This is a genomic window from Gemmatimonadales bacterium (assembly GCA_036279355.1).
Taxonomy (GTDB): domain Bacteria; phylum Gemmatimonadota; class Gemmatimonadetes; order Gemmatimonadales; family GWC2-71-9; genus DASQPE01.
The window spans coordinates 100,806-114,499 of the sequence record DASUJH010000024.1; the positions used below are offsets into that span (position 1 = coordinate 100,806).

Consider the following 13,694-nt stretch of genomic DNA (forward strand, 5'->3'; position numbering starts at 1 on the left):
GGGGGCCCGGCGCCGGGCCCCTCGCGCAGTTCCGATGCTGGCGCGCGGCTATTGGACGGTCAGCACGCCGACCATGCCGAGCGCGTGGTGCGGCCCGCAGAAGAAATGGTAGGTGCCGGTGGGTGCGTCCTTGAGCGACAGCTGGAACGACTCACCCTCGGTCTTGAGCGACTCGTTCACGAGGCTGCCCCCCGCCTCGAGCGGCGCCACGGCGAGCGCCTTGATCTGCGGCGGCACGTTGGCGGGGATGCTGTCAGGATAGAACTGTACGTTGTGTGCGCCGCCGCTCACGCTATGAAACGTGATCACGTCGCCCGGCTTGGCCGTGAGCGTGTTGGGGACGTACTTGTATGTGGTCCCCTCCAGCACCATGTTCACGTCGTGGTTCGCGCCTCCGGGCGCCGGGGCGTCCGAGCCGGCGGCCGCCGGCGCCGGCGCGGCGGGCTGGTCAGCGGGGGGAGTTGTGGTAGTCGACTGATTGGCGGCCTGCTTCTCGCCGCCACATGCCGCGACCACGAAGGCGAGCCCCACCGCGAAGGACGAAATGCGCATCACTCTTGAGCCTCCGAATTGTTGAACGTTGGACGCACCACCTGAGCGAGGGTCGGACGCCGGCCCGAACATGGTTGTGAAGAATTTCACAAGATTGTTTGGGCAGCCGTGAATTTGGCATCGCCCCGATCTCCCCGCAAGGTTGTTGCGCTTGGGGCGCCTCCCTGCCGTGCGCTCGGGAGCCAGTGCCGGCGGCTCAAGGTCACGCTCCGCATCGGCTCGCTGGAGGAAGGACGGACGTCGCTCGACCACGAGGCGACCTGGCTGCTCGGCCACACGGCGCAGATCGCCTTCGGCGACATCTGGGAGGGGGGCGGCGACCTGTACGTCGAGGCGGTTCTGCACGTGCCCTGCCGCCACCTGCAGCTCCGCAGCGAAGGAGCGACGTGCCTGGCGCACGGCTATGCAAGCGCGCCCCATCGGGCAGGGCGGATCGCCGCGCAACCACGCCGCCTGGGAGGCGACCGATTCCGTGTGGTGGACGGCATGCGGCTCGTAGCGCGCGAGCTGCGACGCCCCGCAGCTCCACCGCCGCCGGCCACGCCCCGCGCGCTCCCAGTGATCGTCACCGACAATCCGTGTGTGAGCGCGCCCTGCCGGACAGCCGACAACCGCCGCGGCGCGGCGTGCTGTCGCGACCTCCAGATCGAGATCATGTGCACGCGCAGGCAGAAGGCACTCGAGGCGCTAGTGCGGGCCCGCCGCTCGCCATATATGTGCAAGGTCACCCGGCCGGGCGATTTCTCGATCGAGGCCGAAGTGATCTCGGCGTGCGGGTATCTTGAAGGCGACGGGATCAGCTGTGCGCTGCACGGCCGGGAACGGGTCGACGGACGGCCGGCCAAACCGGATCTCTGCAGCGACTGGCCGCCCAGAAACAAGGGCGTGCACCCCGGCTGCGTGTTCCGGCCGGTGCGCCGCCGGACACAGAGGGAATGATGCCCGAACCGCGGTGTGCAACCCCGTACAGGCCCGGCGTCCACATGGCAGTGCCCGCCAGGCGCCCGCGGAACTCCCCGCAGCGCGCCATCCGAGCCAGCGGCCGTGAGGATACGTGAGCGACGAGTTCGAAGCGCTATACGAATCCACCTACACGGCGGTGGTCCGGTTTCTCTACCGGAAGGTCTGGGACGCCGAGCGGGCAGAGGATCTGGCCCAGGAGGTGTTCGTGCGCATGCTGACGCACCGGCCCGAAAAGCCGAGGGCGTGGCTCTTCGCGGTGGCCGCAAACCTCGCACGGGACGAGGCGCGAGCGGCGGTCCGCCGCCGGCGTCACCTCACGCTGCTCAAGAGCGATCCCGTGGCGATGCCGTCGCGCGCGCCGTCGGCCGATGAGCAGATGGAGCGCGACGAGGAGCTGATGCTGGTGCACGATGCGCTCGAGGTGCTCACGCCGCGAGATCGCGAGATCCTGCTGCTATGGGACGCGGGGCTCAGCTACCCCGAAATCGCCGACCAGACCGGCCTCGCACTCGGCGCGGTCGGCACCACGCTGGCCCGCGCACGGAAGCGGTTGGTGGCCGCGCACGGCCGACAGGGAGCAGGTGGGCATGTTGCACATTCCTGAAGACCGTCTGCACGCCTACCTCGATCAGGGTCTCGAGCGGCTCGAGTGCGTCGAGATCGAGAGTCATCTGGCCGAGTGTACCCGCTGTCAGACCCTGCGTGACAGCATCGCCGCGCTACGCGACCGCACCACGGCGCTCCTCGCCCGCGCGGCGCCGCGCCGACGCCTCCCGCCGCCCAGCGCGGAGATCCGCCGGATCGCCGACGAGCGGCTCGCCCGGCGCCAGCGCCGACTGCATCGCGTGGCATGGGCCGCGAGCGTGGTTGCGGCACTGGGCGTGGGGTGGGGGGCGAGTGTCCTGGTCCGCCCGACCGAACGGCACTCGATCGACCCGAGCGCCCCGCGTATGGCTGACCTTCCGGGTTCCCTCGCCGAGACACCGCGCCTGGCCGACGCACCCTCACCGCCGACCACCGCCCCCATGCTCGCGGCCGAACCTGAGCAGCCGGCCGATACGTCGGCGCGAAGCCCAGCCGAGCGTCACGCGACCTCTTCCACGCGTGCGGCGCCTCATTCGGCACCGGCCCAGCGCCACCGCGCGAGCGGCCACACGCGAAGCAGCACTGACCAACTCGCCGCCCGGAGCTCAGGCGGCGGTGCCGCGCACGCCGGACGCGACATTGATCAGCACACGGCGGCGGAGTTGACCACCATCGGGCAGATTCCGAAGGACGCGCAGCTCGAAGTGGGCCGCATGTGGCGCACGGTGTCATGGGACGGCGCCAAGGACGCGGCGGGCGATGCGCCGCCGCGCATCGATGGACTTCCCGTGGTCGAGGTACAGGTTCAGGGCGGCGATAGCGGCAAGCGGCCGCTCATGGTCGTGGCGCAGCAGCTCAAGTCGGGCGAAGTGATCCGCACAATTGAAGGGCCGGCCGCGGATGTCTCGGTGCTGCTCGGCACACACCCCGCGTCGGTGAGCAGCGAATCCGCGTCGGCCCCGGTGCAGGCGCACTCTGCACCTGAAGGCTTCGGAAGCGCGCTCGCGCTCCGTCGCGGCGACCGCATGGTCGCGGTGACCGGCAGCCTGCCGAAGGATTCGCTTCGGGCAATGATGAACAGGTTGTTGAGGATGGGAAGGCGTTAGCGAAGCCGCCTTCCCCTCCGGTCCTTACCGCCTCTACCGCCCTTTACAAGTCTGCATCATGCACGTAGTCCCGATCCGCATCCTCGTGGTCGAAGACGTCGACCTCGTGGTGACCGAGCTCGCGGCGCAGGGTGATCTCGGCGAGCCGGGGCGACACCATCGGAAACGTCCGACCGAACCAGGCATAGCTCAGGAGATAGAGACCGGTGAAGAGTAGCGTCGGCCCGAGCTCAAACACGCCGAATGCCGGGCCGGGGAGCGTCGTGATGGAGGGCAGGACGAGGATGTAGCTCTGGAGCCAGAGGGCCACGAGACTCACCGCCGCGAAGAAGCCGAGGGTGACCTTCGTCTTCTTCGGTGCCACGCCGAGGAGTCCCATGAACGGCACGACGAACATCCCGAGGAACACCAGCCGGGCGATCGGCACCCACGGTCCCCAGAGTCGGCTGTAGATGAACCCGGTTTCCTCGGGCATGTTGCCGTACCAGATCACGATGAATTGGGCCCAGAGGAGATACATCCAGAACACGGTGAACCCGAAGCACAGCTTGCCTAGGTCATGCCGCTGCTTCGGTGAGATGAGATCGACGATCCCGAGGTGGCGGCCGTTGTGAATGAGGAGGAGCGCGAGCAGCATGTGGCCGCCGAGAAAGCAGGCCATGAAGAACCAGCCGCCGAACAGGTTGGAGTACCAGTGCGGCTGCAGCGCCATGACGCCGTCGAACGCGAGCAAGGTGAACACCGCCGCGAAGAGCACGGCATACGTCGCCGAGCCCTGGCGGATCCGGTGGTCGTTCAGCTCGATCGAGCCTTCGGATCCGTCGTAGCCGGCGGTGAGGCGGAGGAAGCGCGCACGCCGGGCGCCGGTCACGGTCTCGCGGGCGGCAAACGCATCGGGCACGAGGTCGGCGCGCACGAAGCGCCACCCCACGTAGTACAGTGCGCCGAGCGCGATCAGCAGCCGGATGAACATCACCCAACGGGAGAGCCAGACGATCTTGGCCGGCTGCATGGTGGGCAACTGCGCCGCCATTGGTCCGTAGATGTGGGAATATCCCAGCGTGAAGATGACGACGAGCCCGAGGAGCGAAATCGGGAAGAACGCCACCGACGCTTCGGCGAATCGGAGCACGAGGCCCGACCAGCGGGCGTTCGCGATTTTATAGGCCGCCGCAAGAGCGATGCTCCCCCCGGCGAGACCGGTGAAGTAGATCCAGTTGACGTGGAATAGACCCCACGCCCGGTCCGCGCCTGCGCCGCTGATCGAGCTGATGAAGAGAATGAGCCCGAGCACGGCAAGGCCGCCGCCGATGCCAAGGAACAGCTCGTAGCGGCCGGCGAGCGATGCCGACACGAGCCGCTGGCGCAACCGGGCGGGGTCCATCAGCGCGGCCCTCGCGGCGCGGGCGAAGCGGGCGCAGGCGGCGCCGGTGCCGCCGCCTGCAAGGCGCGCACGTGGTCAACAATGGCCCAGCGGTCGTGCGGATCGTAGATCTTGTCGCCGTAGCGCGGCATGAGACCGCGCCCGTAGCGGATCATGCTGTAGATGTAGCCGTCGCTCAGGCCACGGGCGTGCGCGGTGAGGAGCGACGGCGCGCCGATCTTCCGCCCCACCAGCCCATCCCCCGCCCCGCCCTGGCCGTGACAAACCGAGCAATACGTATGGAACAGCGTGTCGCCGCGGGCGGCGAAATCGGCCGGGATCTGCGGGACGCTGGGATTGTACGGCGGCGGCGTGGGCGCCGGCGCGCCGGGTTTCGTCGGGTTCGTGAGCGTATCGGCGGTTGTCGTCTTGCCTCCCGCCCACTCGGCTCCCCAGTCCGGCTCTCCGCCGTTGATCGGCACCGTGCCGGGCACCGTGTAGCGCGGCACGTCGGCGCGGCCGTACGGCGTCACCGACTTCTGATAGATCATGTGGTCGAACCAGGGAATGGCGTGCATAACGTCGTCGGGCGACGGCAGCTTGTTGTAGTACCAGTCGCAACCGGTCGCGGCGATCGACGCCACCGCCAGCGCGAGCGTGAACCCCGCACGACGCTCACGCCGTGGCATGGCGGACCTCCACGGCACCGGCGTTCCGGAAGAGCTGTTCGATGGGGCGGGCATGTGCCGCGTCGGCGGCCACGAAGACGCCGACGCGGTCGTCACTGAAGCGCTCGTCGTAGAGGACGCCTCGCTGGCCCTGTGCCAGCACCAGCAGCAGGACGCCGAGGATCGTGGCGAGCGACCCGATGAGCACCGTCAGCTCGAACCCGATCGCAACGAAGGCGGGCACCGCGGCGACGGCCTTGCCACCGACGAGCGTCGGCCAATCCATGTTCATCCAGATGGTCATCCCGAAGCCGCCGGTGAGCCCGGCCAGACCGCCGAACAGGGTGAACAGGCGCACCGAGCTTACCGGCGCCTCGAGCGCCTCCTCCAACTCGTGGTTGGGGCTCGCGGAGTAGACGGTGAGCCGCCGGTGGCCCTGGGCCCGGAGGGCGTGGATGGCGTCGATGGCCGCGTCGATGTGATCGAACGAAGCCAGGACTCCGGGCGTGAGCGTGCGCGGCCCGCGCATGAGCGCAAACGGGTTGAGCGCCCTCGGCAGGAGCGGGAAGCCCATCAGTGGTGCCCTCCGCGCTTCCGGGGCATCGGGATCATCTCTTTCAGCTCCTGAATCGCCACGATGGGGAAATTCTTGGCGAAGAGGAGGAACCACATACCGAACCACCCGAACGAGCCGGCGAGGATGCCCCAGTCGGCCCAGGTGGGGTTCATGCCATCCCAGGCCCACGGGATAAAGTCGTTGGAGAGCGAGGAGACGATGATCACGAAGCGCTCGAACCACATCCCGAGATTAATGAAGATCGAGATGACGAAGAGCGCGGTGATGTTGACCCGGATCTTCTTGAACCAGAGCAACTGCGAGATGAAGGCGTTGCAGGTGATCATGGTCCAGCCGGCCCACCAATAGGGGCCGAACGGGCGCAGCCAGAAGGTGGTCTGCTCGAACGGATTGCCGCTGTACCACGCGATGAAGTACTCCATACTGTACGAGTAAAACAGGATGGAGCCGGTGAGCAGCGTGAGCTTGGACAGATTGTCGAAGTGATACGCCGTGATGATGTGCTCGAGCTTGAGCACCTTCCGGAGCGGAATGATGAGCGTCATCACCATCCCGAGCCCCGAATAGATGGCGCCGGCCACGAAGTAGGGAGCGAAGATCGTCCCGTGCCACGCGGGGACCAGCGCGGAGGCGAAGTCCCACGATACCACCGAGTGCACCGAGAGCACGAGCGGCGTCGCCAGCGCGGCGAGATAGAGATACGCCCGCGAGTAGTGGCGCCATTGATTGTCGGTGCCCTGCCAACCCACCGAGGTCCAGCGGTAGATGAGCTTGCGCCAGCCCGACATCTTGTCGCGCACGGCGGCGATGTCGGGCATCAGGCCGTAGCAGAGGAACAGCGTCGAGACCGTAAGATAGGTCGAGATCGCGAACACGTCCCACAGCAGCGGCGACTTGAAGTTGGGCCAGAGAAACCGCTCATTGGGGTACGGCAGCAGCCAGTAGAAAACCCACTCGCGGCCGATGTGGATGATCGGGAAGAGACCGGCCGTCATGACGGCGAACACCGTCATTGCCTCGGTGGAGCGGTAGACCGCGGTGCGCCACGGCGAGCGGAAGAGAAACAGGATCGCGGAGATGAGCGTGCCGGCGTGGCCGATGCCGATCCAGAACACGAACGTCGTGATGTAGACGCTCCAGAAGATCGGCGGATTGTATCCCGCGTGGCCGAGGCCGTCCTTCACCAGGATGAGGAAGGTGATGGCGCCGACGAGGAAGAGACCGATCGCGCCGAAGAGCAGCAGGACGTAGCCGCGGTTCGGCCTCTCCAGCGTGGCGACGATGTCGCGGGTGATGTCGCCGTGCGTCGGCGGAATGGCCGGGAGCGGTGCAAGCGTAGCCATCCCGCTATGCCTCCGCCGCGCGGCGGACCTTCGCGAGATACGTGATCGCCGGGCGGGTGTTGAGGGATTCGAGCACGTGATAGCCCCGCCGATCCTGGGACAGCGCGTACACCCGGCTGTCCGGATCGCGGAGATTGCCGAAGACGATGGCATCGGACGGACAGGCCTGCGCGCAGGCGGTGTTCACGTCGCCTTCCTTGAGGGTGCGGCTCTCGAGGCGCACCTCATTCTGCGCGCCGCGGATGCGCTGGACGCAGAAGGTGCACTTTTCCATGACGCCGCGGGCCCGCACGGTGACGTCGGGGTTGAGCTGCAGGTTGAGCGGCGCCGGCCATGCCTCATCGTTGTACTTGTACCAGTTGAAGTAGCGCACCTTGTACGGGCAGTTGTTGGCGCAGTACCGCGTGCCGACGCATCGGTTGTAGACCTGGCCGTTGAGTCCGTCCACCGTGTGATAGGCCGCGTACACCGGGCAGACCGATTCGCACGGCGCGCTGCCGCACTGCTGGCAGAGCATCGGGACGAAGCGCGCCTCGAGGCCGCCCGCCGGGGAGTCGGCGAACGCGCCCTCCCAGTAGCGCTCGAGCCGGAGCCAGGTCATCTCCCGGCCGCGCCAGATCTCGTCCTCGCCCACGGTCGGGATGTTGTTCTCCGCGTAGCAGGCGGTGATGCATGCCGTGCAGCCGGTGCACCGCGAGAGATCGATGGCCATGCCCCACATGGGGTGATCACCCGCGTAGTTGCCGAGGAGCGTGCGGGCGTGGACCTCGGCCGCCCATCCCTTGATGGCACGAAGCTCGCCCTCGGTGTTCGGCTCCGGTTCGGCGCGATGCTCGGCGACGAGCGCCTGGTGGATCGTCTCGCCGCGCTGGGCGGCCGCAAGCGTCATCGCCTCCGCGATACCGCGGCCGAGCTGGCGCGGCGTTCCCTCGGTGGTGGCGAGCTTGCGGTACGCCCTTGTCTTCTCCACCGACACTGTCAGGCCGGCAAAGGTGACGAAGGGATCGTCGGGCGCGGCCGGCACGAGGTCGAGCACGTTGATGCCGCGGCCGCTGGCGTAGGCTCCGTAGGCCGTGTGCCCGAAACCGAACGGCGTCGACAGCACGCGCGGGTGCACGCCCGGATAGAGCAGCACGGGCGCCTCCACGGCGCCCTGCGGCGTACGCAAGCGCAGGAACTCTCCGTTGCGGATGTCGAGCTGCCGGGCCGTGGTCGGATGGATCTCGATCCAGGAGTTCCAGGTGAGCTTCGTGACCGGATCGGGGTTCTCGAGGAGCCACGGCTTGTTGGTGCCCCGGCCGTCGTAGAGCAACGGCGAGACGCCGGGCACGAGATAGAAGTCGCCGGCGCCGGGCGCCGGAAGGCGCGTGTAGGCCGGCGTGACGTTCGCGGCCAGGCGCACCTCGGGCACCGGGGGTGGCTCGAGATAAAGTCCGCCGCGCCGGAGCGACTCGCGCCAGAAGCTCTCGGCATCCCCGGCATGCTGCTCTGCGGCGAGCGTCTGCCAGCGGCTCTTGAGGTGCGCCTCGAAGGTGGGAGCGCCGAATTTCGCAAGCGGGCCGCCCGCCTTGCGCGCTACCGCGAGCAGAACGTCGCCGGTGTGCATCGTCTGGAACACCGGCTCCATGACGGGCTGCATGAGCCCGTACACGGCGGCGCGCGGGTGCGCGTCGTCCCAGCGCTCCAGCGCGTGGTGGTTCGGCAGCAGGAGATCGCACTGCGCCGCCGTTTCGTCGAGGTAGAGGGACGTCGACACCTTGAAGGCGGCCTGCTTGAAGCGGGCCGCGAAGCCGCTCGCTTGCGGAAGCGTGTACAGCGGATTGGTCTCGTGCACCAGCAGCACCGAGACCTGGCCGGCGTCGAGCGCCTGGGCGAGCGAATTGATCGCGGCGTGCCCGTCGGCCGCCTGCAAGTCGGCCCCGAAGCGCACGGTCTCGCCCACGTTGCCGGCGAGATAATTGAGAACGTTGGCGGCGGTGCAGGTCTCGACCGCCGCGCGGTACTGGTTGCCCGCGCCGCCGGCCACGGCGAGACTCGGCCGCGCCGCGGCGAGCTCGCGGCCGACGCGCCGGATTACATCCGCCGACACGCCCGATTCCCTGGCCGCCATCTCCGGCGTGAACTCGGCGATCGTTGCGGCGAGCCCATCGGCACCGGCTGGCGCGCCCTTGCCCTCGGTCGCCACGACGTTGGCGAGCGCCAGCGCGATCGTGGTCTCCGAGCCGGGCGGCACGAGGTACCACTCGTCAGCGTTGAGGCCGGTGAGCGGCGCGCGCGGCCCGAAGAAGACGAGCTTGGACATGCGCCCGTCGCGGAACCCGTGCGCGTCGGCAAAGCCGCGCGAATTCTCGACCGGCGAGAGCCACGTCTCGAGGAAATCAGTGCCGAAGGCGACCACGTATTGCGCCCGCGAAAAGTCGTGCGCCGGCACGTCGTCCCGGCCGAAGACGGCGCGGTTGGCGGCGCGGAGCGGCTCCTCGTCGAACGGCTGATAACGCACGACGCGGCCGCCGAGGGCGGCGGTCCATTCCGCCAGAAGATCGGAAAAGGTGCCCCGGCCAGCGCCCGAGATGACGGCCACCTTCCCCGCGGCGCCGGCGAGCTTTGCGGCCAGCCGGCCGATGGCGTCGTCCCACGTGATCTCGCTGAACCCGCCGGTGGCATTGCGCGCCATGGGCGCCTTCACGCGCCCGGGATTGTACAGTCCCTGGAGCGCGGCCTGGCCGCGGGAGCAGAGCTTGCCGCGATTCACCGGATGCTCGGGGTTGCCCTCGAGCTTGACCGCGCGCCCTTCACGGGTGCGCACGTGAAGGCCGCAGCCGCCGGCGCACTCGGTGCACGTGCTCGCGTAATATGTCGCGATGCCGGGGATCTGGTCCTCGGACTGAACCAGATAGGGGATGAGCTGCTGAACCCGCTCGGTGGAACAGCCGGAGAGGAGCGCCGCGCCGGCACCCGACGCTCCCAGCACCGTGAGGAATCGGCGGCGATTGATGGATGTCTGATCGGTCTCGTCAGCCATTGCGGCTCCGAATGAGTGCGCCGGCCATCAGTAGTGGCAGGCCGAGCAATCGCGCGACACGTTACGCTCCAAGTGGCACGTGATGCAAAAACCCATGTTCGTGATGTTGTTGACCTTGTAGACCTGCGGCATCCGGGCGACCTCGCCGTGGCAGGTGCCGCAGGCGTCGGGACCCAGCGCCTTGATATGGCGGCTGTGGGGGAAGTGCGCGAATCGCGCGAGGTAGTGGACCCGGATCCACGGAATCGGCTGCTTCTTGGCCCACGCGTCGCGCAGCTTTTTGATCTCGACCTTGTGACTGCTGTCGCTCCCCGCGATCACGAGATGGCATCCCATGCAGGTCTGCATCGAGGGGATGCCCGGCTCGGTGGAGACCGCCACGGTATAGTGGCAGTACTGGCACTGGATCTTGTACTGGCCGGCGTGGATGTCGTGACGGAAGAAAATGGGCTGGCGGGGTCCGAGGAGCGCGGCGGTGTCGGAAGGGCCGAGCACCGGCGCTTTCGTCGAATCGGCGACCGCCTTCGGCGCTTGGGCGCGCGACTGTCCGCTGGTGAGCGCCACGGCGCCTGCGAGGGCCGCGACGGCCGCCGCGGCGCCCACCCCCATCAGTCCGAGCTTACGCATCATCCGTTTCCGCACGAGAGAGCCCACTCAACCGCGCGCTCGCACCGTCGGAAATCCGCCGCGAGTGAACGCAACGTTGAGAAATTGTGCGCAAGAAACCTGAGACAGGCGCGCTGCAAAAGCGCGCTAAGTATAGTGGCGTCCGTGCGCCGATCACAACCCGACGATCGGCCCGGCTCACTCGGCCCGTGCGCGCCGCCGCGCGGAGGGCGCCTCACCGAGCCAGACCGCCTTGCGGCGCACGAGTCCGAGGAAAGCGTCGACGTGGCGGCGATCGGCGAACGGAATCCAGCACCACTTCACCGGGCCGGTCCGCTGCCCCTCGCGCACCGCGTCACGCACGATGGCCGTGAGCCGCGCCGCGCCGAGCACCCGGCGCTCCTCGTCGTCGGTGAGGGTGAAGGTGCCGCTCGCGCGGCTCGCGACCGGGTGCAACCAGCAGAGCTTGCGCGCCGCCACCGCGTATTCCCAGGTCCAGCCCCACGGCGAGCCCATGAAGCGCACCTGCTCGCTCACCGGTCCGAGCGCCAGCAGCCCCGCGCGCGCGTGACGAAACCGCTCGGCGACCAGGGCGGGCAGCGCGTCGTACGGCGCCGAGGGCGTCGGCTCGGGGTTCGCGAGGCGGTAGGGGTTCGCGGCCCAGTAGGCGGTCGAGCGGGCCACGCGTCAGGACTTGGCGGCGGACGGCGGACGACCCATCGGCACTCCCATGCGGGTGAGATAGCGCACGACTTCGATGCCCATCGCGCGGACCAGCGATGCCTCGCGGCCGTCGAGCCCGGCGCGGAAGATGATTTCGCGCCACGAACGCAATACGTGCTCGGCCCGGCGCGTCTTGAAGAAGTCGATCGCGGCAAGCGCGCGGACCCAGTCGGCGAAGAGCGTCTCCAGCTCGTCGGACGTAGCCGGCGGCGCGTCCTTGCGCGGCGGCTTGAACGCCGCTTCATCACCGCCCCGGGCGACCCATGTCTCGTACGCCATGATCGCCACCGCCTGCGCCAGGTTGAGCGACGGGTGCGCCGGGTCCGTCGCGATGGTCACCAGCGCCTGGCAGTGGTCGAGCTCTTCGTTGGTGAGCCCCTTATCCTCCCGCCCGGCCACGATCGCGACGGGGCCGTCCGCCGCGTGCGCCACGACCTGGGCCGCTGCCCCGCGGGGGCGGAGCGTGGTGCGCTTCGCGGTGCGCTCGCGTCCGGTGAGCACCGCGGCGTAAATCGTGTCGTGCAGCGCCGCGGGGAGCGAGTCGTAGACGGACATCCGCGCGACCAGATCCGCCGTGTTGTGCGCGATGCCCTCGATTCGCCACGGGTCCAGCTCGACCTCGGGGTTCACCACGCGCAGAGCCGCGATCCCGAAGTTCTTGGCGATCCGCGCCGCGCTCGCGACGTTTACGATGTCCTGGGGCGCCACCAGCACCAGGATCGGCGCGCGGCCCATCGCGGGCCGCTAGGCCTCGGCGAGGAAGGACACGTCGTGCCGCTTGGCCTTGAGTGCCGCAGCGAACCCCACCTTCTCGGCCGCCTTCATGTACGCCTCCTTGGGCTCGACCTGGCCGGCGTCGACCAGCTCGAGGAGGGCGTCGTTGAGCGGCACCATGCCCAGCCTGCGGTTGGTCTGCATGATGGACGCGATCTGGAAGGTCTTGCCTTCCCGGATCAGGTTCGAGATCGCCGGGATCGTGAGCAGCACCTCGCGAGCGGCCGCACGGCCGCCCCCGACCTTGCGGCAGAGCACCTGGGTGATGACGCCGCGCAGCGACTCGGCCAGCATGACCCGGATCTGCGCCTGGCGATCGGCGGGAAACTGGTCGATGATGCGATCGATCGTCGACGCCGCGGAGGTGGTGTGCAATGTGCCGAAGACGAGGTGCCCCGTCTCCGCCGTTTCGATGGCGATGGAGACGGTCTCGAGGTCGCGCATCTCGCCCACCATCACGACGTCCGGATCCTCGCGCAGTGCGGCGCGGAGCGCCTGCTTGAACGAGCGGGTGTGCTGGCCGACCTGACGCTGAGTCACGAGGCACCGCTTGCTCCCGTGCACGAACTCGATGGGGTCCTCGATCGTGATGATGTGGTCGCCGCGGGTGCGATTCACCAGGTCGATCAGAGCGGCGAGCGTGGTGGACTTGCCGGAGCCGGTCGGTCCGGTGACGAGCACGAGCCCCTTGCTCAGATAGCAGAGGTTCTGCACTTCCCGACTCAGACCGAGCTCGTCGGCCGTCGGCACCTGGCTCCCAATGGTGCGGAACACGCCGAGCGGGCCGTGGCGATCCCGCCCCGCGTTGCAGCGGAACCGGCCGACCCCGTCGATCTCGTACGCCCAGTCGGTGTCGCCCGTCTCGCGAAATTCCGCCAGCTCTCGCGGGCCCATGATGCTCGCGAGCATGACCTCGAGGCGCTCGGCGGCCAGAGGCTCGGTGCCGTGCCGCTCCAGCTCGCCGCCGCGCCGGAGCATCGGCGGCTCACCACTCCGGAGGTGGAGGTCCGATGCACCCGCCGCGGCCAGCTCCCGAAGCAAGCGTTCGATGGCATCGCGCGCCTCGCGCTGGTCCGCCGGCGGCGCGGCGGCCGGCGCGGCGGCGCCATTGCCGACCGGCCGGAGCCGCGCGCCCGCGCCAGGGCCGCCCACCGGCAGCTCGACCTGGACGGCGCCGGCCGGGGCCCGATATTCGAATCGAACCGGCGCGCTCGCCGCTGCGCCGCTCACCGCGCCCGCGGGGGCGATCTCCCGCACCAGCGCCGCGATCTGCGTATCGCTCAGCGACTCCTTCGTGAGCGGGCGTGCCGCGCCATCCCGCACCAGCGCCGCGGGTTTTCCGGCCGCGAGCTCGAGCGCGTCGGCGCGCTGCTCGTGGAGCGCCTGGATCAATCGGTCGAGTCGAGCCACGG

13 protein-coding genes are annotated in these 13,694 nt (G+C 68.8%); 3 read left to right on the forward strand and 10 right to left on the reverse strand.

Annotated elements, in window-relative coordinates; genetic code table 11:
* Positions 1 to 48 precede the first annotated feature (48 nt).
* On the reverse strand, positions 49 to 552 hold the full coding sequence (locus tag VFW66_06365; protein HEX5386299.1) for a plastocyanin/azurin family copper-binding protein: 504 nt from the start codon (positions 550 to 552) through the stop codon (positions 49 to 51).
* Between the two features lie 114 nt (positions 553 to 666).
* Here VFW66_06365 and VFW66_06370 point away from each other — a divergent pair, with 114 nt between their 5' ends.
* The 3 genes from VFW66_06370 (at position 667) to VFW66_06380 (ending at position 3,206) form a co-directional block, all read left to right on the forward strand.
* Complete coding sequence (locus VFW66_06370) at positions 667 to 1,491, forward strand: hypothetical protein (protein ID HEX5386300.1); 825 nt, start codon at positions 667 to 669, stop codon at positions 1,489 to 1,491.
* A gap of 115 nt (positions 1,492 to 1,606) precedes the next feature.
* On the forward strand, positions 1,607 to 2,119 hold the full coding sequence (locus VFW66_06375; protein HEX5386301.1) for a sigma-70 family RNA polymerase sigma factor: 513 nt from the start codon (positions 1,607 to 1,609) through the stop codon (positions 2,117 to 2,119).
* Entirely contained in the window at positions 2,103 to 3,206 is a 1,104-nt protein-coding gene (locus tag VFW66_06380; protein ID HEX5386302.1) for a zf-HC2 domain-containing protein, read from the forward strand. Before VFW66_06375 ends, VFW66_06380 begins: the two co-directional genes overlap by 17 nt.
* A 43-nt stretch (positions 3,207 to 3,249) precedes the next feature.
* Here VFW66_06380 and VFW66_06385 read toward each other — a convergent pair whose 3' ends face one another.
* From VFW66_06385 to VFW66_06425, 9 genes are all read right to left on the reverse strand, one after another.
* On the reverse strand, positions 3,250 to 4,590 hold the full coding sequence (locus VFW66_06385; protein HEX5386303.1) for a hypothetical protein: 1,341 nt from the start codon (positions 4,588 to 4,590) through the stop codon (positions 3,250 to 3,252).
* Positions 4,590 to 5,258, reverse strand: coding sequence for a cytochrome c (locus VFW66_06390; GenBank protein HEX5386304.1), 669 nt, complete (start codon positions 5,256 to 5,258; stop codon positions 4,590 to 4,592). The genes VFW66_06385 and VFW66_06390 overlap by 1 nt, the downstream gene beginning before the upstream one ends.
* The gene (locus VFW66_06395; GenBank protein ID HEX5386305.1) at positions 5,245 to 5,811 is read right to left on the reverse strand and encodes a DUF3341 domain-containing protein; all 567 of its coding nucleotides are present in this window, start codon (positions 5,809 to 5,811) and stop codon (positions 5,245 to 5,247) included. Before VFW66_06395 ends, VFW66_06390 begins: the two co-directional genes overlap by 14 nt.
* The gene (gene nrfD / locus VFW66_06400) at positions 5,811 to 7,157 is read right to left on the reverse strand and encodes an NrfD/PsrC family molybdoenzyme membrane anchor subunit (protein ID HEX5386306.1); all 1,347 of its coding nucleotides are present in this window, start codon (positions 7,155 to 7,157) and stop codon (positions 5,811 to 5,813) included. The genes VFW66_06395 and nrfD overlap by 1 nt, the downstream gene beginning before the upstream one ends.
* 4 nt (positions 7,158 to 7,161) lie before the next feature.
* Positions 7,162 to 10,179 carry a molybdopterin-dependent oxidoreductase gene (locus VFW66_06405; protein ID HEX5386307.1) on the reverse strand — a complete coding sequence of 1,006 codons (3,018 nt, stop codon included), beginning with the start codon at positions 10,177 to 10,179 and terminating at the stop codon, positions 7,162 to 7,164.
* Positions 10,180 to 10,206: 27 nt separating this feature from the next.
* Positions 10,207 to 10,809 carry a cytochrome c3 family protein gene (locus VFW66_06410; protein HEX5386308.1) on the reverse strand — a complete coding sequence of 201 codons (603 nt, stop codon included), beginning with the start codon at positions 10,807 to 10,809 and terminating at the stop codon, positions 10,207 to 10,209.
* Between the two features lie 174 nt (positions 10,810 to 10,983).
* Positions 10,984 to 11,469, reverse strand: a complete 486-nt coding sequence (locus tag VFW66_06415) for a hypothetical protein (protein HEX5386309.1) — start codon at positions 11,467 to 11,469, stop codon at positions 10,984 to 10,986.
* A gap of 3 nt (positions 11,470 to 11,472) precedes the next feature.
* On the reverse strand, positions 11,473 to 12,243 hold the full coding sequence (locus VFW66_06420; protein HEX5386310.1) for a TrmH family RNA methyltransferase: 771 nt from the start codon (positions 12,241 to 12,243) through the stop codon (positions 11,473 to 11,475).
* Between the two features lie 9 nt (positions 12,244 to 12,252).
* Positions 12,253 to 13,692, reverse strand: coding sequence for a type IV pilus twitching motility protein PilT (locus VFW66_06425; GenBank protein HEX5386311.1), 1,440 nt, complete (start codon positions 13,690 to 13,692; stop codon positions 12,253 to 12,255).
* Between the last annotated feature and the right edge of the window lie 2 nt (positions 13,693 to 13,694).